At 68.3% G+C, this 18,040-nt stretch carries 17 protein-coding genes and 1 pseudogene; 5 read left to right on the top strand and 13 right to left on the bottom strand.

Annotated elements, in window-relative coordinates; translation table 11 throughout:
* The first annotated feature begins 18 nt into the window (after positions 1–18).
* Positions 19–1,635, top strand: coding sequence for a CocE/NonD family hydrolase (locus ACZ4N4_RS08625; protein WP_467585984.1), 1,617 nt, complete (start codon positions 19–21; stop codon positions 1,633–1,635).
* Positions 1,636–1,678: 43 nt separating this feature from the next.
* On the opposite strand, the gene ACZ4N4_RS08630 is transcribed toward ACZ4N4_RS08625, so the two are convergent.
* The 9 genes and pseudogenes from ACZ4N4_RS08630 to ACZ4N4_RS08670 all read right to left on the bottom strand — a co-directional run bounded on the left by ACZ4N4_RS08630 (position 1,679) and on the right by ACZ4N4_RS08670 (position 9,467).
* Complete coding sequence (locus ACZ4N4_RS08630; protein ID WP_453569472.1) at positions 1,679–2,527, bottom strand: amino acid ABC transporter permease; 849 nt, start codon at positions 2,525–2,527, stop codon at positions 1,679–1,681.
* The gene (locus ACZ4N4_RS08635; protein ID WP_450766279.1) at positions 2,524–3,168 is read right to left on the bottom strand and encodes an amino acid ABC transporter permease; all 645 of its coding nucleotides are present in this window, start codon (positions 3,166–3,168) and stop codon (positions 2,524–2,526) included. The genes ACZ4N4_RS08630 and ACZ4N4_RS08635 overlap by 4 nt, the downstream gene beginning before the upstream one ends.
* 11 nt (positions 3,169–3,179) lie before the next feature.
* A complete protein-coding gene (locus ACZ4N4_RS08640; RefSeq protein ID WP_467585987.1) occupies positions 3,180–4,115 on the bottom strand; it encodes a glutamate ABC transporter substrate-binding protein in 936 nt (311 codons plus the stop codon).
* A 148-nt stretch (positions 4,116–4,263) separates the two neighbouring features.
* A pseudogene (locus ACZ4N4_RS08645) lies at positions 4,264–4,362 on the bottom strand (amino acid ABC transporter ATP-binding protein); the annotation flags it as partial.
* A gap of 173 nt (positions 4,363–4,535) precedes the next feature.
* A complete protein-coding gene (locus ACZ4N4_RS08650; RefSeq protein WP_453569467.1) occupies positions 4,536–4,943 on the bottom strand; it encodes a DUF6278 family protein in 408 nt (135 codons plus the stop codon).
* A 16-nt stretch (positions 4,944–4,959) separates the two neighbouring features.
* The gene (locus ACZ4N4_RS08655) at positions 4,960–5,739 is read right to left on the bottom strand and encodes an exodeoxyribonuclease III (protein WP_453569464.1); all 780 of its coding nucleotides are present in this window, start codon (positions 5,737–5,739) and stop codon (positions 4,960–4,962) included.
* A 36-nt stretch (positions 5,740–5,775) separates the two neighbouring features.
* Complete coding sequence (locus tag ACZ4N4_RS08660; protein WP_467585990.1) at positions 5,776–6,411, bottom strand: MBL fold metallo-hydrolase; 636 nt, start codon at positions 6,409–6,411, stop codon at positions 5,776–5,778.
* A gap of 28 nt (positions 6,412–6,439) precedes the next feature.
* Positions 6,440–7,759 carry a bifunctional 3-oxoadipate enol-lactonase/4-carboxymuconolactone decarboxylase PcaDC gene (gene pcaDC, locus ACZ4N4_RS08665; protein ID WP_450766291.1) on the bottom strand — a complete coding sequence of 440 codons (1,320 nt, stop codon included), beginning with the start codon at positions 7,757–7,759 and terminating at the stop codon, positions 6,440–6,442.
* Between the two features lie 490 nt (positions 7,760–8,249).
* Entirely contained in the window at positions 8,250–9,467 is a 1,218-nt protein-coding gene (locus ACZ4N4_RS08670) for a tyrosine-type recombinase/integrase (RefSeq protein ID WP_467585993.1), read from the bottom strand.
* Positions 9,468–10,503: 1,036 nt separating this feature from the next.
* Between ACZ4N4_RS08670 and cutA the strand changes: the two genes are divergently transcribed.
* Positions 10,504–10,830: a divalent-cation tolerance protein CutA gene (gene cutA, locus ACZ4N4_RS08675; RefSeq protein ID WP_467585996.1), complete on the top strand. Its 327-nt coding sequence runs from the start codon at positions 10,504–10,506 to the stop codon at positions 10,828–10,830.
* 65 nt (positions 10,831–10,895) lie between these two features.
* Here the strand turns inward: cutA and ACZ4N4_RS08680 are convergent, their stop codons facing one another.
* On the bottom strand, positions 10,896–12,137 hold the full coding sequence (locus ACZ4N4_RS08680; RefSeq protein ID WP_467585998.1) for a helix-turn-helix transcriptional regulator: 1,242 nt from the start codon (positions 12,135–12,137) through the stop codon (positions 10,896–10,898).
* 131 nt (positions 12,138–12,268) lie between these two features.
* On the opposite strand from ACZ4N4_RS08680, the gene ACZ4N4_RS08685 reads away from it, so the two are divergent.
* The gene (locus ACZ4N4_RS08685; RefSeq protein ID WP_360964825.1) at positions 12,269–12,778 is read left to right on the top strand and encodes an ATP-binding protein; all 510 of its coding nucleotides are present in this window, start codon (positions 12,269–12,271) and stop codon (positions 12,776–12,778) included.
* 62 nt (positions 12,779–12,840) lie between these two features.
* Here ACZ4N4_RS08685 and ACZ4N4_RS08690 read toward each other — a convergent pair whose 3' ends face one another.
* The 3 genes from ACZ4N4_RS08690 to ACZ4N4_RS08700 form a co-directional block, all read right to left on the bottom strand.
* Positions 12,841–13,341, bottom strand: a complete 501-nt coding sequence (locus tag ACZ4N4_RS08690; protein WP_467586001.1) for an SAM-dependent methyltransferase — start codon at positions 13,339–13,341, stop codon at positions 12,841–12,843.
* Positions 13,342–13,835: 494 nt separating this feature from the next.
* A complete protein-coding gene (locus ACZ4N4_RS08695; RefSeq protein WP_370665463.1) occupies positions 13,836–14,753 on the bottom strand; it encodes an SUMF1/EgtB/PvdO family nonheme iron enzyme in 918 nt (305 codons plus the stop codon).
* 9 nt (positions 14,754–14,762) lie between these two features.
* Entirely contained in the window at positions 14,763–15,557 is a 795-nt protein-coding gene (locus tag ACZ4N4_RS08700; protein WP_370665462.1) for an aminotransferase class IV family protein, read from the bottom strand.
* A gap of 378 nt (positions 15,558–15,935) precedes the next feature.
* Between ACZ4N4_RS08700 and ACZ4N4_RS08705 the strand changes: the two genes are divergently transcribed.
* Together ACZ4N4_RS08705 and ACZ4N4_RS08710 are read left to right on the top strand one after the other, a co-directional pair.
* Positions 15,936–16,328 carry a DUF6415 family natural product biosynthesis protein gene (locus ACZ4N4_RS08705; protein ID WP_467586004.1) on the top strand — a complete coding sequence of 131 codons (393 nt, stop codon included), beginning with the start codon at positions 15,936–15,938 and terminating at the stop codon, positions 16,326–16,328.
* A 181-nt stretch (positions 16,329–16,509) separates the two neighbouring features.
* Positions 16,510–18,027 (top strand): sensor histidine kinase, encoded by a 1,518-nt coding sequence (locus ACZ4N4_RS08710; RefSeq protein ID WP_467586007.1) that lies wholly within the window; start codon positions 16,510–16,512, stop codon positions 18,025–18,027.
* Positions 18,028–18,040: the final 13 nt, after the last annotated feature.

The following is an 18,040-nucleotide window of genomic DNA, read 5'->3' on the forward strand; positions in this document are numbered from 1 at the left end:
ACGAGTGAGGAGTGACCCATGGGACGAGGTCGCACCACCACCAGCCGCCGTACCGCCACCGGCCGCCGCGCCGACCACCGCACCGCCGCTCTGCGTACGACCGCCGCCGGGGCCGTCTCCGCGGCGCTGATCGCCGCCGGCGTCGTCGGCGTGGCCCCGGCCGCCCAGGCCGCCGCCTCCGTCCGCTTCGTCGACATCACCGGCGACGGCGGCACGGTCCTGAAGGCGAACGTCGTCACGCCCGCGGGCGCCGACGCCACGCGGCGCTACCCGCTCATCGTGCTCCCCACGAGCTGGTCGCTGCCCCAGGTCGAGTATCTGGCCCAGGCCCAGAAGCTCGCCGACGCCGGCTACATCGTGCTCAGCTACAACGTGCGCGGGTTCTGGCAGTCCGGCGGGCAGATAGAAGTGGCCGGTCCGCCGGACGTGGCGGACGCGTCCAAGGTCATCGACTGGGCCCTCGCCAACACCACCGCCGATCCCGGGCATATCGGCATCGCGGGGGTCTCGTACGGCGCCGGGATCAGCCTGCTGGCCGCCGCGCACGACAAGCGGATCAAGGCGGTCGGCGCGCTCAGCGGCTGGGCGGATCTGATCGACTCGATCTACTCGGGTCGTACCCAGCACGTCGAGGCAGCCGCTCTCCTGGACGGCTCGGCGACCCTCACCGGGCGCGAGAGCCCCGAAGTCCGGCAGGTCTTCGACGACTTCTACGCCTCGAACCTGGACCGGGAACAGGACCTGATCGCCTGGGGGGCGAAACGTTCCGTCGCGACCTATGTCGACCAGCTCAACGAGAACGGCGCGGCCGTCCTCATGGCCAACGCCTGGAGCGATTCCGTCTTCCCGGCCAACCAGTACGCCGACTTCTACGGGAAGCTGACCGGCCCCAAGCGCCTGGAGCTGCGCCCCGGCGACCACGCCACGGCCGAGATCACCGGCCTGCTGGGGGTGCCGAACGACGTGTGGGCCGACACCGAGCGCTGGTTCGACCACTACCTCAAGGGCACGGACAACGGCATCGACCGCGAGCAGCCGGTCCAGCTCAAGTCCCGCACCGACGGCGGCTACGAGGGTTACCCGGACTGGAAGTCGGTGGGCGCCACCCGCAAGAAGATCACCCTCGCCGGCTCGACCACGATCCACGCGAACGTCGACTCGGGCGCGGACGGCGGGGTGGTCCTCCTCTCCGGCCTCCTCGACCAGATCGCCCAGCTGCCGCCGGTCGCCTCGATCCCGCTGCTCCCCCGCCGCTGGGCCGCAGTCTGGCAGTCCGAGCGGTACGGCAGCGCCCAGCGGGTGCGCGGCACGGCCCGGCTGCACACCACCCTCACCCCGACCAAGGAGAGCGGCACCCTCGTCGCCTACCTGTACGACGTGGGCCCGCTCGGCTTCGGCAAGCTGGTCACCCACGCGCCGTACACCTGGTACGACCGCGCCCCCGGCAAGGCGTTCGACGTGGACCTGGACCTGTTCTCCACGGCCTACGACGTGCCGGCCGGGCACCGGCTGGCACTGGTGGTCGACACGGTGGACCCGCTCTACATCGAGCACAACCCGTCCGGCGCGCAGCTGACCTTCTCCTCGCCGGTGGACGACCCGTCGTACGTGTCCGTTCCGCTGCGCGAGCAGTGATCTCCGGCTGCCGCCGGCCGGGCCTGGCCCTGGCTGCCGCCCCCTACGGCAACAGCGTCCCCGGTTCGGCCGGGGCCACCTCGACGGCCTCGGTCCTGGGACTGCGCTGCTCCCGTCTGGCCACCCAGCCGGCGAACCACGAGAGCAACACACACATCCCGATGTAGATCGGCGAGATCACCATCACCACAGGGATGAAGGGCAAATCGTAGTCGAGGTTGGATGCGATCAGTTTCCCGGCATGGAGGAACTCCTCGTAGGTGATGAGATAGCCGAGCGAGGTGTCCTTGAGGGCCACCACGAGCTGGCTGATGATGGCGGGCAGCATGGCCCGTACCGCCTGCGGCGCCAGGACGTACGCCATGACCTGGGTCTTGCGCATACCGAGCGCGAACGCGGCCTCCCGCTGGCCGCGTTCGACGCTGTTCACACCGGAGCGGAACACCTCGGCGAGCACCGAGCCGTTGTAGAGGGTGAGTCCGGCGACCAGGGCGGGCAGCGGCCGGACCTTCAGCGCCACGAAGATGAAGAAGATCATCACCAGTACGGGCATGGCGCGGAAGAACTCCACGACGACGGTGGCCGCCCAGCGCACCGGCCGGTGTTCCGAGAGCCGTCCGGTGGCCAGCAGGCCGCCCAGCGCTAGGGAGAGGACGGCGGCCGTCGCGAAGGCCGCGAGCGTGTTGCCGAGGCCCCGCAGCAGGAGTTCCTGAATCCCCTTGTACGCGAAGGGCATCCACTTCGTGTACGTGAACTGTCCGGTGTCGATGAGGAGATACAGGATCCAGGCGAGCAGGCCGAGGATGACGAGGGCCGACAGGACGCCGTACACCGCGTGCCGTCTTCTGGTGAGGGGACCCGGGACGTCGTAGAGCGCGCCTGCCTCGGTCACCGGGCGACCCCCCACTTCCGCTCCAGCAGGGTGAACAGGGCGCTGATGGCGAGAGTGATGACGAGGTAGCCGACGGCGATCCAGACGAACGTCCAGACGATGTCGTGGCCGAGCTCGCTCAAGGTCCGGTAGGTGCCGAGGAGTTCGGTGACGCTGAACGCGCCCGCGATCGCGGAGTTCTTGGCGAGCGCGATGAGGGTGGAGCCGACCGGCGGGATGACCGACCGGAACGCCTGGGGCAGGATCACCAGGCCAAGGGTCTGCCCGAAGGTCATGCCGAGGCTGCGGGCGGCCTCGCCCTGTCCCCTGGGCACGGTGTTGATGCCGGCGCGCAGCGCCTCGCAGATGAACGCCGAGGTGTAGCAGCCGAGCGCGAGGACCGCGAACGCCTGGAAGGGCAGCACGAGTCCGAAGCGCGGCAGGCCGAGCAGCACCGCGAAGAACAGCAGGGTGAGCGGGGTGTTGCGCAGCACGGTGACCCAGGCCGTGCCGAGGAACCGCAGCGAGGCCACGGGGGCGACCCGGAAGGCCGCCATCAGGAAGCCCAGGACCAGGGCGAGGACCGACGCGTAGACGGTCAGTTCGACGGTGCCGAGGAAACCCTCGGCGTACGTGCGGAAGTTGTCGGTCAGTACGTTCATGCCGTCCTCGCTCAGCTCGCGGGATAGCGGTCGATCGGGGGCGGCTTCGGGGCGGGGACGCCGGACAGGCCGAGCGTCGCGTCGTAGGCCTTCTTCCAGTCGCCGTTCTTCTCACGGGCCTCCAATGCGTCGTCCATCGCGAAGCGCAGGGCGGTGTCGTCGCGCGGGACGCCGATGCCGAACGGCTCCTGGGAGAACGGCTTGCCGACGACCTTGAGTTCGCCGGGGGCCTTCGCCGCGTAGCCGATGAGGATGGCGTCGTCGGTGGTGACGGCGGCGACCTGGTAGGTGAGCAGGTTGTCCACACACACGGAGTAGGTGTCGTAGGCGACCAGGACCGCCTTCGGGTAGTCGGCCCTGATCCGCTGGTACGGCGTCGAACCGGCGGCCGAGCAGACGCGTTTGCCGGCGAGGTCCTGGGGGCCGTGGATGTCGTTCTCGTCATGGCGCACCAGCAGGGACTGGCCGGCCAGGTAGTAGGGTCCGGCGAAGCCGACCAGCTTCCTGCGGTTGGCGTTGATGGTGTAGGTGCCGACGTAGTAGTCGATCTGGCCGTTCTGCAGGGCGGTCTCGCGGTTGGCGGAGGCGATGGTCCGGAAGCGGATGGTCTGCGGGGCGAGGCCCAGGGAGGCGGACATCATCCTGGCGATCTCGATGTCGAAGCCCGAGTAGACGCCGGTGGCCGGGTCCCGCTCACCGAGGTAGGGCTGGTCCTCCTTGGCGCCCACGACGAAGTAGCCGCGCCGCTTCGCCCTGGTCCAGGTCCTGGAGGCGGGCAGCCGGACGTTCCGCGCCACCTGGTAATGGGGAAGTGTGCCGGCCGCCGGGCCCTTCCTGGGCGGGCTGCCCTCCTTGCCGCAGCCGGCGGCTCCGGCGGTGGCGAGCAGTGCGGTGAGCAAGGCGCACAGCAGCGCCGGGGCAGCGGGCACCCGGGGGGTACGGCGCATGGGTCGCACTCCCCGCTCAGGGCTCGAGGGTCTCGGAGTGGACGTCCCTGGCACGCTGGCCGCGCGGGGCGGTGAGGAACTCCTCCGGGGCGCGGTCCATGCCGTCCCGGGCGAGCTGCCGCATGACCGCCGGGACCTCGTCGGCCGCCTCCCCCTTGCCGACGGTGACACCGACGTCCCGCAGGACATGGAGCTCGCCGTGGTACTTGTCGACGTCACGCAGCTCGATCAAATGATCGACGGCCATCCGCAGCCCTACCCACTCTCAGCTGTGTCGTGGTTGCCGCAAACTATCCAGCCGCGGGAAGACTTGAGGCACGACACGCACTTTTCGGGCATTAGCCGTATTTACACGGTCTTTATCGCTGGGGATGGCGATGCGGTGATCGATGCGATGATCGGCGTTCGTACGGCCGCCGGTCAGGCCTCGGCGACCTCCGCGTAGAGCTGGGAGAGCTCGGGGACGCCGCTCGATGCCCAGTCGTGGCCGGACTCGACGACATCGAACTCCCGCCCGGACTCGAGACGTACGACCGGCTCCCCGTCCGCACGGATCTCCCATTCGGCGCCGGGCACGGTCCGGATCAGGACGGTGCCCAGATACAGACCGGCGTCGGTGCCGAGCCAGGTCAGGGTCTCCTCGTCGTCCCGCCAGCGCGGGATCAACTGGTCGAGGGCCTCCAGCGAGGCCGGGGTGTCGTCGAGCGTGACACCGTCCTCGGCCGCCTGGGCGCGCAGCAACTCGCACTCGGCGAGCAGATCGGGGTCGGCGGTCAGGGGCACGTCACCGGTCTTGGTGTGCCTGTTACCCAGGAAGGGGATGTTCATGGACTCAGGTTGACACTCACACGTCCAGATCCACCACCACCGGAGCGTGATCGGAGGCGCCCTTTCCCTTGCGCTCCTCGCGGTCGACGTAGGCGTCCTGCACGGCCTTGGCAAAGGGTGCGTTGCCGTACACCAGGTCGATGCGCATGCCGCGGTTCTTGGGGAAGGCGAGCTGGCGGTAGTCCCAGTAGGTGTACGGGTGGTCGTACTTCAGGGGGCGCGGGACCACGTCGGACAGGCCGGTCTCGCGCAGTGCGGTCAGGGCGGCCCGCTCGGCCGGTGTGACGTGGGTGAGGCCCTCGAAGGCGGCCGGGTCGAAGACGTCGTCGTCCGCCGGCGCCACGTTGTAGTCGCCGAGGACCGCGAAGGGGCGGCTGCCGCCCGCGTCGCCGGCCACGGCCGTCTTGAGGGCCTCGAACCACTGGAGCTTGTAGGCGTAGTGCGGGTGGTCCACCTCGCGGCCGTTGGGCACGTACACCGACCAGACGCGGACCGGGCCGCAGGTCGCCGAGATCGCGCGGGGCTCCACGCTCCCGTCGTAGCCGGGGTCGCCGGGCAGGCCCTTGACGACGTCCGCCAGGCCGACCCTGGACAGCACCGCCACGCCGTTCCACCGGCCGGTGGCGTGGACCGCCGCCTCGTAGCCCAGCTCGCGCAGTTGCTCGACCGGGAACTGCGCCTCGGCGACCTTGGCCTCCTGGAGGCAGAGCACGTCGGTGCCGCTGCTCTCCAGCCAGGCGAGGAGCCTCGGCAGGCGGGCGGTGATCGAGTTCACGTTCCAGGTCGCGATGCGCATGCCTGACAACCTACCGGGCCCCTCTGACAACGTGCCTCAGACGTCCGCCGAGGCCCCCGGGGCCAGCCGCTGGTGGTCCGCGCCGCCCAGGGCGCCGATCTGGCGGTCGTAGATCGGGCGGGCCAGGTCGGTGAGCAGGGCGTCGTGGATGTCGTAGGCGCGCCGCGGCTTCACCTCCCGGACGTAGTCGATGACCTCGGAGATCTTGTTCCAGGGGGCCATCACGGGGAGCATCAGCGTCTCGACGGGGTGTTCGGGGACGGTGAGGGCGTCGCCGGGGTGGAAGACCTTGCCGCCGTCGATCAGGTAGCCGACGTTGGTGATGCGCGGGATGTCGGGGTGGATCACCGCGTGCAGCTCGCCGTGCACCTGGACGTCGAAGCCGGCGGCGGTGAACGTGTCGCCGTGGCCGACGGTGTGCACGCGGCCCGGGAAGGCCGCCGCGAGCTGGTCGGCGACGGACTTCAGGGTCCAGATCTCGGCGGCCGGGTCGGCGTCCAGCGCGGCTCGCAGCCGGCCCTCGTCGAAGTGGTCGGGGTGCTCGTGCGTGATCAGGATCGCGTCGGCGCCGACGGCCGCGTCCTCCTCGCTGAAACCGCCGGGGTCCAGGACGAGCGTGCGCCCGTCCTTCTCCAGGCGCACGCACGCGTGGGACTTCTTCGTGAGCTTCATGGTCACCATCCTGCCCCCGGGCGGCCCGTCAGTCCTCGGGAGTGGTCTCCTCACGGATGATCTGCTGGGCGACCCGGAAGGCGCTGTTCGCCGCCGGCACTCCGCAGTACACCGCCGCCTGGAGCAGGACCTCCTTGATCTCGCCCGGGGTGAGGCCGTTGCGCAGGGCCGCCCGGACATGGAAGCCCAGCTCCTCCAGGTGACCGCCCGCGACCAGCGCGGTGAGCGTGACGCAGCTGCGCGAGCGCCGGTCGAGTCCGGGCCGGTCCCAGATCTCGCCCCACGCGTAGCGGGTGATGAACTCCTGGAAGTCCCCGGAGAACTCGTCCGCCTGGGCCAGTGCCCGGTCCACATGCGCGTCCCCGAGCACCTCACGGCGGACCTTCAGTCCCGCGTCGTAGGGGTCGGGACGCCCGAGCGGCTGCGGCACCGCGGCGGCCGGGGCGATCTCGGCGAGGGGCGTGACCTGCGGGGCGACCTGGGGCACGGCCTGCGGAGCGGCGGCCAGGACCGGCTTCGGCGGGGCGGCCGGGATGGCCATCTGGCCGGTGGTCGAGTCGTAGGCGGGCTGCCAGGCGGTGGAGAAGTGCCGCACCAGCAGGTCGGTGACGGCGGCGGGCTGCTCGACCGGGACCAGATGGGAGGCGCCGGGTACCACGGCGAGCCGGGCGTCCGGGATCCCGGCGACCAGGGTGCGGGCCTCGGCGGGGCCGGTGACCTGGTCGTCCGAGCCGACCAGGACGAGCGTGGGCACGCCGATCCGGGCGAGTTCATGGCGTACGTCGAAGCCCGCCAGGGCCTCGCAGGCGGCGATGTAGCAGCCGGGGTCGGTGGTGCGCACCATCTGGACGGCCCACTCGGTGATCGCGGGCTGCGCGGCGGCGAACCCGCCGGTGAACCAGCGCTCGGGCGAGGTCCGGGCGATCGGGTCGAGGCCGTTCGTCCGCACGATCACACCGCGCTGCCGGAACTCGTCCGCCGTCCCGAACCGGGGTGAGGCGGCGACCAGCGCGAGCGAGGCGATCCGCTCCGGGTGCCGCAGGGCCAGCTCGATGCCGACGGCACCGCCGAGCGCGCAGCCCGCGTAGCCGAAGCGCTGCACCCCGAAGGAGTCGAGCGTGGCCAGCAGCCGGGCTGTCAGTTCGGTGACGGAACCGGCCGGGTGTGCCGGGGAGCCACCGTGGCCGGGAAGGTCGTAACGGAAGACCCGCCACTGCTGGGTCAACTCCGGGACCTGCCGGTCCCACATGTGCCATGTGGTACCCAGTGAGGGACCCAAGATCAGGACCGGAGCGTCTTCTGGCCCGTCAAAGCGGTATTGCAGGGTGTTCGGGGGTGTCTCACTCACGCCCCAGACCCTCTCACGTCTCACGAAATCTCACACGGCCAGGTGAACCCGCCGGCTCGTGACCCTCGCGGCGCGGCACGCCCGGCACCGCCGAGACCCTCATGGGTCCACGTACGGGTTCCTCGATGTGCACGCCTGACCGTGGGGACAGTGCGTCCTCCCGGCTCGCGCACCCTCCCAATCCCTGCGCCGCACAGCTTCCCACCCTCGGCACGGCTTCCAAACGGTCTGGTTTGCAGCAAAGCGTGTAGTGCCGTCCCCAAGGATCGGCATGACGCACCTGAAAACCTTCCGGGATTCACCGACGAACAGCCCGAACGCCACACGGCGGGCAAGCTCTGCCTTGCCTCGCAGGAGGGGAGACGTTGGCCGTAGCCTGGCCGCCCCTCCCCCTTGCCGTCGCTGGTCCACAGCCAGCAGCGGCTTCCGGGTTCACTCGATTTGACTGCCATACGGCTGGGCAGGTCGCTCAATCGGCAGGCCGCCTGAGTCACGCTTGCCCCTCCGTCGCAGCACCGTGCAGGCCGTCCCACGTTGTGGCGGCTCCGCGGAGGTCCTCCACGTCCGGCTTCACGTACCACTTCTTGGTGGTCTTGACGTTCGTGTGTCCGGCCCACCGGGCAAGGATGTGATCCGGCACGCCTTTGTTGGCGAGGTATGTGAGGCAGGAGGAGCGAGCGTCGTAGAGGCGCACTCTGCGGAGTTCAAGGATCTCCATGAGCCGGTAAGCGCGCCTGCGGAGCTGTTTGATCGTGAAGGCTTCCCCGGTCTCGTGCACCACGACGTATCCGGAATCCGAGTAAGCCTCACCCAGGACGAGCTTCTCCTTGGCTTGGAGAGCCCTGAACGACTTGAGGGCAGCCAGCACCGGTGCCGGCAAAGGAAGATCCCGTTCCCCGGCCAGGGACTTGGTGTCCTTCTCCACAACGTACCGATTCCCCATCATTGTCCGCGTGTTGGCTATGGTGATCGTGGCGGCTTCCAAGTCCACGTCTTCCCATCGGAGTCCGCAGACTTCAGCCGGACGTAGACCCATGAGGGACAGCAAGAGAGCAGCGTAAAGCCGTTCTGTCCGGACACCGTGAATGAACGTCTGAATCTCCTGCACGTTCCACGGCTTCACCTCCTGCTTCTTCTTTCGCTCTTCTTTACGTGCCCTACGTGGGATGGTCACATGTTGGGCTACATTCATGGTTACTAGCCGACGCGTAACGGCTCGATTCAGGGCGTCCTTCAATCGGGCGAGACTCATCTCCACACTGGTCACTCCAAGCGGAGTACCTGCTTTGTCACCACGTACCCGCCCATGCTTCAACGCCCAGTGCATCCAATTTTCTACATCTTCCTCGGTGAGTTCTTGAAGCCGGATGCGCCCCAGCCTCCCTCGAACTCGATCGAGGGTAACCCGATAGTTGTAAATAGTGGTTTCTTCCAGATCCTCTGCCTTCATGGCCAGCCACTGATCAAGCCACTCATTTACATTTATCTGGTTGGGCGGTACGAACGTCCCTTCCTCGCGGCGGTTGGTGATGCGCGCGTACTCAGCCTTCGCCTCCTTGAGAGTGGCGAACGTACGAGTCAGCTGTTTGCGCCTCCCGGTGGCAGAGTCGATGCCTACGTCGACTACGAACCGGTAGCGCACCTGTCCCCTGGAGTTGGGTGGAAGCTTCTTGATCGGAACGGACAGGGGGTACTCACTCTCCTTCAAGGGGACCTGCACGAGCAGGGCGCCGGATCATCTGGCTGGCACCAGACCAGTGCCATTCCGTTTCACGGGCTGCTGAGTTCGCTGCAGCTCCGCCGCCAAGCACAGCCGCGCATGCGAACGTCCTCAAGGAACCTCACGATCGCCGGTTTTGCTAACCGGCGATCGTCGTCTATGTTGCGCACCGCATCACGAAGGCGGCATCTGCTTAGGCCCGCCGCAGCCAGGGCCAGCCGACGCGCAACCAGGTGCGCGCCGTCCGTGGCGAGCACCAGCAGACCGTCATCGGTGAGGCGGTCGAGATTCCGGGCAGCGAGTCGCTCGTCCTCATGGCGAGTGCCACTTGCCGTGTTGCGGCGCCAAGACGTGCCGCACGGTATGCGAGGGCTGCACTGACGCCGCGATAGCCGGGTTGCAACAGGTCCTCGCCGAACAGGCCAGCCACGCAAAGGCAGACGTACAGCCCGGCGGAAAGGGTCCCGTAGTCGCCGGCTGCCTGGCTGTACCAGGCGTTCAGACGCGCCGCGCGTATAAAGAGCGGGTGCAGTGAAGCGAGCGGATCGAATAGCGGAGTCAGACAGGCGGACCTCCCCAAGTAGGAGCCTGCCAGCAAGGCAGTCACACGGGTGCAGGATTCCAAGGCGTTTCGCAACCTGGGCCGCAGTGGAGCATCTGCACATCCTGGCCTGGTGTTTTCCGGGACGTTGTACGTTGACATGGTCCGGACGGAGGTATCCAGTCCTGTGGTCCTATTTCTCGTCTGCCGTGAGCGAATGGCCGCCGACAGCCAGCAAGTCCTCCTGTCGCGGGCTTATGAAGCGCACGGGCCCGGCGCCTGCATAATGCAGCCGCACGACCTCGTTGATGAGAACCTGCCACCGCAGTGCCGAAGCGACGCGCCACCCCGCATGGCCCGCCGTCACTTGACTGGTACAGGTCGTGGTCGAGCCCTCACTCGCCTTGAGAGGTGGCGACCGGCTCTCGGTGTGCCCTGGACGGCTGGGTAGGGTCGCGGTACCCGAGCTGGAGAGGTAGTTGCATGGCCCACGATATTGTGATTGCTCAGACGACCAGCGACGACGAGGGGCAGGCGACGATGCTGGCCCGAGGTGCGGTCGAGAGCAAGCTGGCAGCGGGAGTCCACATCGATGCGCCAACCACCGCCTTCTACTGGTGGAAGGGGAAGGTCGAGGCGGCGCGGGAGTGGCGCATCTCGTATATGACTACGACGGACCGTCTTCCCGCGCTAGAAGCGTGGGTGCACGAGAAGCACTCGTACGACGTCCCCCAATGGATCACACTGCCCGTAACCGGCGGGTCGGAGGCGTACCTGTCCTGGGTCTTCGAGGAGACGGAATCCGACTGAGGAGCCACGGGCCGGGCGTCGGCGACGTTGGTGCCCTGGGCTTGCCGCGTGCCACCCGAGGTGGATCAGGATGCGAACCGCCGGAAATGAACGGCAAGTTCGTGCTCGCTGTCAGGGAGCAACGCTGCAATAGCCGCCGCCCGCTCCTTGCCCATGGTGTTGGGCTTGGCCTGTGCCGCCGCAGCGAACTGGCGGGCCACGTAGACGCCTTGGTCGACGTCGCCCCCACGCAGTAGGGCCGACGCCAGATCACCGAGGACTACGACGCCCCCGTCCGGTAGCCCGTCTCCGAGGCGGTCGACCGCGGTATCAGCTGTGGACGTGAGCTCGGGGCGCCTCAGCTGGCCGTACACGGACAGGGCCAACGAGTCCATGCGGTATGGGGTCACGAACCTGACCCATGCCTGCTCGCTGGTGTGGTCCGCGAAATCGTAGGCGAAGCGCGCTCGGTCTAACGCCTGGAGCGCCCCCACCTCGTCGCCGGCCGCCGCAGCTTCTTCCGCGTGCCTACCGAGAACCCAGGCGGCAGCAGTAGCGTTACCGTGGCCTCGCACGTCGTTGGCGGCTTGGGAGAGGAACTCCATCTTCGCCTTTGGCGTCAAAGCGCCGTAGCTGCTGTAGGTCAGGGCCAGGGCTCGGAGTGGAGGATGCCCGGCAGCCGCCGCGCACTGCGACGTGACCTTGTAGTAGGCGTTGGCTTTGTCGTGCTCCCCCAGGTCCCAGGCCACCCAACCGGCCAGAGCGGCGGTTTCCCCGGCGGCGATGGTGAGAGCGCCTTCGTGTTCGCCTGCACGAGGCAGGGCCGCAGTGATCGCGTCAAGATGCGACTCGACCGTTTTTTGTAGCCGCCGCGCGCTGAGGTTGAGTTCCTGGACGTGCAGTTCAGCGGCTCGGTCGATGAGCGCGGCGGCAGCGGTCGAATCGATCTTGTTCCCCTTGCTGAGGGCGAAGGCGAGGCGCCCCCACGGCTCGGCGGCCACGCTCACGCCGATAGTGGCGCTACCCAGGAGCGTGCGACGCTTCACGGCGTCTTGGTCCTCCCCTGCATCGGCATGCCCCTTTCTCTTCCGAGCGCGGGCGGCCTTGGCCTCTCGCTGTAGTTCCTCGAAGGGGACACCGCAGGCCGCCGCGATGTGGCCGATTGTGTGGTTGGTAGGAATGTTCTCGAAGTTCTCATAACGGCTGATCTCTCGGCGGGTCATGGTGTCCCGGCCGGAGACAGCGTTGATCGCCTCCGCCTGCTCCTCCTGCGTCCGGCCCGCCTCCTGCCGAAGCCGGAGGAGCAGGTCGGCGAACGGGTCTGGCATGAGTGTGACCTCTGTCGGTGGGCGGAATCCAATCATGGCCTCAATTCCCCCCTCCAGTTTCCCCCTTGACATGATTTTCCCCCTCTGGATTCCCCTGGTCGACGGCGTCGCCGCACGGTGCCATAGCCCACATGACCAGGCTCCAAGAGGCGGCCCCGCCCGGCGGGGGCATCCGCAGCTGTGCGGCTACAGCAGGCGCGTCATGCGTCAGGCCGGTTCAGGAAGATGAGGCCGGCGCATGGGCGAGGGCAGAGGTACCGGCGGCATCCCATGCCTGTCAGGCGGCCCTTCTCCCCGACCTTGCGAAGGTCGGGGAGATGCGGCGCATAGCCAGGGCGTTCCTGCGGCGGTGCCGTGTTTCGGAGCCGGTGGCGGGGTTCGTCGTACTGGCCGTTTCGGAGCTGGTCACCAACGCCGTGGTCCACGGTGAGGGCGAAGTCGTGCTCCGCATCACGGTGGCCGTCGACGTGGTGCGTGTCTCGGTAACCGACCACAACCCGGCGCCAGCTGTGCTCAAGGAAGCCGGACCCGACGGCGAATCGGGGCGCGGGATCCGGCTGGTTGATGCGATCTCAGACGCATGGGAGAGCAACGGCGAGGAGACGTGGTGTGAGTTCCGAGACGCGAGGGCTGCAGCTTGAGCCAGACCTCCAGTTGGTTCCCGACGATGCAAATGGCAAGCCGGGCAGCTCAGTCGCTTCTGTCATACAGGGCGCTCCGAGGGCCGTTCGCTTGCCTTCGCCCAGTAATTCGGTTCGAGCATCTCGCCGGGCCAGGCGGGCTGACGGATCGGGCCACGAGGCCCCATCTGTTCGAAGTACGGTGCCAAGTCGATCACGGGCGTTCCGTCTACAGCGTCGAGATCGGTGACCAACAGGTCCCGTCCTTCGACCTGGAGCAACCGCGGGTAACTGACCGCCAGTTGATTGGGACGCCGGTGGTCGCGGTGGACAAAGGTACCGGTCGGCGGCCAGCCCGGATTCCCGCGGGGGCTGCGCGCGTGGAGCTGGACGTCTTCGGGTCGCGCCAGGTGGAAGCGCCACGTCACCGTCAAGTGGGAGAACTCATCGATGCCCTGGAGGGTTTCCAGGGGGTATGCGTCGTTGAATCGGATGACCGACTCGACCCCACCCTGGTAGTCATCCTGAACGCAGGTGTGGCCGCCAACGACCGTTGCGATCGATTCGACCTCGTACGTCGTCACCGGTACTGGTTCCTCCCCCTTGGAGACGCGGATCCACGAGCTGCCGTACGGGGCCCTGAGCCCGTGTCGCGGTCAGCCTATGTCCCGCAGCATGTTCCGTGCCCGGTGGTCCAGTTCGGTGACGTGGCCACCGACGCGTTGCCGGTCAGGCGGCAGCTCGCTCTGAATGCGGACGATGCCGTCGCGGGCACGACCGGACTGGGCTGGACATCTGTCATGGCCGCGCCCGGCAGGAAGCCCCTCGTGACGCCGACGAGAACGGCCGCTGCCTGGTGCTCGTGCAGTCGCTCACCCAAGAGGGACGAGGGGCCTGGCGGGGTCGAGGACGCCGGCGCCATCACATGGTGTGAGCTGAGATTGGCGGCATGCTGATGACAAGCAACCGCAGTACGAGGTGCGCCCCGTCCTCGCCTGATGCGGGTAGCGCCCTGATGGCCGGAGCCGTCTCTCACGGCTGCCGATGCAGGATCGACTGGTCGCTCACGGTGCCCGAATCACGCTGGCATAGCACAGCGGAATCCAGTGTCGTTGTCCTTCATCGAGGCAGCGGCAGTGTTCATCAAGGACGGCGCAGCCCGTTCGATCGGGGACGTGAACGCCGAGCCTTTCAGGTGGTACCGCCCGTTGCCGGGCTCCTCTTCGGTGGAGCACCACTCCCAGACGTTGCCGCACATGTCGAAGATGCCGAATGGGCTGACGCCGGATTGGTAACGGGAGACGGGGGTCGTCGCGTCGATGCCGGCCTCCGCCGTGTTCGCCTTGGCGGCCGTCGCCTCGTTGCCCCAGGGGTAGATGCGCCCGCGCGGTCCGCGAGCCGCCTTCTCCCACTGCCGAGCGGTCGGCAGAGCTTTGCTTGCCCAGCGGGCGTAGGCGGTCGCGTCGTGCCACGTCACCCACACCACGGGGTGGGTGGCCAGGGCGGCGGGGCAGCGGCCGTCAGGCCAGTGCTGGGGTGGCCGGTGATTGGTGGCCTGCACGAACTTCGCGTAGTCCTCGTTGGTCGTCGGGTAGACGTCGATGAAGAACGGCTCCAGCCACACCGCGCGGTTGTCGGGGCCGGAGAGGTAGATGCCCTCCTCGATGAGGGCCATGACCTTCCCGTCGATCGGGTGCCGACGGGTGCTCGGGTCCCTTCGCAGCAGTTCCTCGGCGCGCTCATCATGCTCAGCAGCGGCACGTTCGGTCAGGAGCGTGGCGAACCGCTGCTGGACGTCGGGCTCGGCTTGGGCCAGGAGAGTATCCAGGGCTGCCTGGTTGTCGAGTTCGAGTTCGATGGTCTCCGCCCGGCTCTTCCAGCGAGGAATCTGACGGGGGTTGACTCCCACCAGTTCAGCGAACTCCTTCTGTGTTTTCCGCATGGCCTTGCGCAGCAGCTCGGCTTCACGGCCGGTCCACCTAGTCACCCCCGCCATGGTGCTGCTTTACAGCGTCTCGCCGGGGATCGACAGGTACGCCTCCTGGAGCCGTGTCAAGACGGGGTGCTCGACGGGGAGCTGGGTGTCGTCGATCGCGGCCAAGGGGCGGACGCCGATCGAGGTGTTCGTGGCGAAGGCCGCAGCCATGCCTTTCGCCTGTTCCAACGTAACGGTAGCGGTGTGGTGTTCGACTTGCTGCTGGAGCAGGGTCATGGTGACGCCGGGCAGTACGGGGGCGTCGGGCCACACCACAGTGCCTTCCTGGTCGATGAAGGCCACGTTCCAAGTACCGCCCTCGGAGACGAAGCCGTCGCGGCCGACGAACAAGGCGTCGTCGAAGCCCGCTCGCTGGGCCGCGCCCCTGATGTGCAACGCGCCGAAGAGGCCGACGTGCTTCACCTCGGGGAGGTCACGCTCGTAGACCAGGCTCTGGGCGCGCAGCGGAGCCGGCGGCAGGGCGCCGGCTCCGCGCACGGACACGAGAACGTGCGGTTCCTTGGCGTCGGCCGGGTGGCCCAGCTCGACCTTCGGGTCGTAGATCGTGACACGCACGACGCACGGATGGGGCACTGCCTCCAGGGCCTGACGGACGTACTCGCGCACACGGTCTGTGTCCAAAGCCGCATGCCACACGATCTTGCAGTCCCGTGCGAGGCGTTCCATGTGCAGCGTCAGGCCGCGGATAGTGCCGTCGGAGTCGACGCGCATGGACGTGAAGTGGCCGACGTTTGTGAGCGCCAAGGGAAGCAGGTCGTCTACGGATACGGGCGTTCCATCGAGAGTCACCATGGCGCCCAGCATGTCAGGCCCCTTTGCTCCGGCGGCACCCCAAACAGGGTTACTGACGAGTCAACGTCATCTGAAAGTCATTCCCCAGGCTTCAACGCGAGGTGTTCTCTAGTCACCGCGCAATCACGTCGAGTGATCGGCGAGGTGATCAGCGCAGCGCGATGTCACGACGCCGCATGCCGCGCTCCCGTGTGCCACCCGCCTGGGAGGACACGGTTGCGCCCGACACCAGGCGTCTCACCGACCACGGCCAAGCCGAGTTGGCCTCATGCGAACAGGAGTTGTCTCATGCGTCGTCGGCTGACTTTCCGCCGGGACGCCAGCCAGCGCGTTGGCCCGAGCGGACAGGGCGCTGTCGGTGCCGAACCAGGCCCTGACCGCGATCGGTCGATGGCCGCAGCGGAGACGGTGGCGCTCGTGCTGGACGAGGAGTCGCCACTGCCGGAGAGCGCCGCCGACGTGGAGGAACTCGCGTGCCGCCTTCGCGGTCACGTCAGCCAGCTCGGGCTGGTTGTGCCCCCGGAAGCACCCGTACTGCGCCGCGCGCAGCAACTCGCCTCGGCGGGCATCCCCGAGGGCTACATGCCCAGCAGGGTCCATCTGGTCAGGCTGGCCGAGGCAACCCAAGACCTTATCGCTGCCGTGCAGGCCCACTACGTGGCCCCAGCGAAGCCGGTCCAGAGACGGCGCTGGTGGAAGCCGCCGATCAACGTGCTGCGCGGCGGGGTCTTCGCTCTCGCCCTCGCCTGCGTGGTTCTGGCCGCGTCGGTGCCCCGGACATGACCGCCGCCGGGGCAGTTCTGATCGCGCTGATTCTCGGTCCCATGGCGTGGCTGGCTCTTCGTGGTGATCGAGTAAGCGGCCGCATCGCTCCACGGGAGCTCGACCCCACGCAGCACACACCAGACCTGCGCAGCCTGACGCCGCAGCACGCCTAGCCACCCCCACCCTGACGAGGATTCCCATGCCTGACAGCGCCTTTGCGGCAGCGCCGGCCGCCACCGGCCACCGCCGACGGCGGCCTCAGATCGACGCGTTCACACTGCACCATGTCCACCGCGCCGTCGCACTGCCCCTAGTGCTCCTTGCCGCACTGCTGGGTGCCGCCTTCATCCTCTGGTCGGTGTCCGCGGTGGGCCCCGGCTGGCTCCTCGCCGGCCTGGTCTGCGGACTGGCGGGGGTCGCCACGCTGGCGGCTCGCGGAGCGCGAACGGCTGCAGGGGCCGTGCAGACGGCTGCGGAGCATGCCCAGGCAGCGGCATTGGCAGCGGTCGCAGGAGCAGCGGCGGCCGTCGAAAAGTCGGTGCAGTGGTCGGCAGACGAGCTGTGCCGCGGGGGACGACCGCCGCTGCCGGACCTGCTGGTGCCACCATCGGCCAGTCCGAACGCCGAGATCAACAAGGCGTTGAGTGCCCTCCAGGTGCAGGCCATCGCGTCGCTGATACGGGTGCACGACGAGTCCCAGTCCGTCGTCCTCCTGGAAGTGCTGCGTCGCCTGGCCATGCGCGAGCACGCGCTGGTCGGCAAGGCGCTTGAGGCACTGAGCCAGCTGGAGATGCTGACCGACGACCCGGAGTTGCTCGCCAAGATCTTCGAGATCGATCACCTCGTGACACGGATGCGTCGCCAGGTCGAGAGCACGGCGGTGCTGGGCGGGCAGTCCCTGCGCAGCGTGCGTCGGCCCGTTCCCGTCAAGAGCGTGCTGCGCGGCGCCGTCTCCGAGGTCGTGCAGTATCCGCGGGTGGCGGTTGCGGCGGGGTCCGTGGGCGCGGAGCTGGGCCTTCCCGGCCATGTGGGTCCGGACCTGACGCACCTGCTGGCTGAGCTGATCGAGAACGCCTGTGAGTGTTCCGATCCGGCTACGAAGGTGACGGTGCGTGCGCAGCGGGTGGCGAACGGGCTGGCCGTCGAGGTCGAGGACCGGGCCATCCCCATGCATCCGCAGACGCGGGCGCAGATGAACCACCTGCTCCAGGCCCCCGACGAGGTCGACGTCAGCGGCCAGGTGCGAGCGGGACAGCTCGGCTTGCTGGTCGCCGCGAAGATCGCCCAGTCGCACGGGCTGTCCGTTCTCCTGCAGGAGAACGTGACAGGAGGCACCACCGCCCTGGTGGTCATCCCGGCACGGCTCCTGGTAGCGATTCCCTCCATCGACGATGCGGGCGCGCCGCCCCAGGACACCCGCCCCTTGGGGCCGCACTCGCAGCAGGTTGCCGCGACTCCAGCCACCCCGAGAGCGGGGCAGGTTCCACGCACCAGTGCCACAGGGGGGCCGGAAGCCGCACAGGCAGGTCACCCTGCTGATCCACCCGCGCTTCCCACGCGTAGACGCCAGGCCGGCACCTTCCGTCCGCCACACGAGCGGGAGCAAGCCCCCGTGATCGCGGCGACGCCAGGGCTCGCAGCCGCCTTCCGCACCGGCATCCAGGCCAGCGGGCAAGCCGGTTCTCCCACCGCTTCGACAGAGCACCCCAGGCCCTGAACCTCGTCCCTCC

The organism is Streptomyces sp. NPDC026538 (assembly GCF_055567535.1).

What these genes read in the sequence shown, in the direction of transcription:
- ACZ4N4_RS08625 (WP_467585984.1), top strand. Translation starts at nt 19, where the DNA reads ATGGGACGAGGTCGCACCACCACCAGCCGCCGTACCGCCACCGGCCGC.
- ACZ4N4_RS08635 (WP_450766279.1), bottom strand. Translation starts at nt 3,168, where the DNA reads ATGAACGTACTGACCGACAACTTCCGCACGTACGCCGAGGGTTTCCTC.
- ACZ4N4_RS08640 (WP_467585987.1), bottom strand. Translation starts at nt 4,115, where the DNA reads ATGCGCCGTACCCCCCGGGTGCCCGCTGCCCCGGCGCTGCTGTGCGCC.
- ACZ4N4_RS08650 (WP_453569467.1), bottom strand. Translation starts at nt 4,943, where the DNA reads ATGAACATCCCCTTCCTGGGTAACAGGCACACCAAGACCGGTGACGTG.
- ACZ4N4_RS08655 (WP_453569464.1), bottom strand. Translation starts at nt 5,739, where the DNA reads ATGCGCATCGCGACCTGGAACGTGAACTCGATCACCGCCCGCCTGCCG.
- ACZ4N4_RS08660 (WP_467585990.1), bottom strand. Translation starts at nt 6,411, where the DNA reads ATGAAGCTCACGAAGAAGTCCCACGCGTGCGTGCGCCTGGAGAAGGAC.
- cutA (WP_467585996.1), top strand. Translation starts at nt 10,504, where the DNA reads ATGGCCCACGATATTGTGATTGCTCAGACGACCAGCGACGACGAGGGG.
- ACZ4N4_RS08680 (WP_467585998.1), bottom strand. Translation starts at nt 12,137, where the DNA reads ATGCCAGACCCGTTCGCCGACCTGCTCCTCCGGCTTCGGCAGGAGGCG.
- ACZ4N4_RS08685 (WP_360964825.1), top strand. Translation starts at nt 12,269, where the DNA reads ATGACCAGGCTCCAAGAGGCGGCCCCGCCCGGCGGGGGCATCCGCAGC.
- ACZ4N4_RS08695 (WP_370665463.1), bottom strand. Translation starts at nt 14,753, where the DNA reads ATGGCGGGGGTGACTAGGTGGACCGGCCGTGAAGCCGAGCTGCTGCGC.
- ACZ4N4_RS08700 (WP_370665462.1), bottom strand. Translation starts at nt 15,557, where the DNA reads ATGCTGGGCGCCATGGTGACTCTCGATGGAACGCCCGTATCCGTAGAC.
- ACZ4N4_RS08705 (WP_467586004.1), top strand. Translation starts at nt 15,936, where the DNA reads ATGGCCGCAGCGGAGACGGTGGCGCTCGTGCTGGACGAGGAGTCGCCA.
- ACZ4N4_RS08710 (WP_467586007.1), top strand. Translation starts at nt 16,510, where the DNA reads ATGCCTGACAGCGCCTTTGCGGCAGCGCCGGCCGCCACCGGCCACCGC.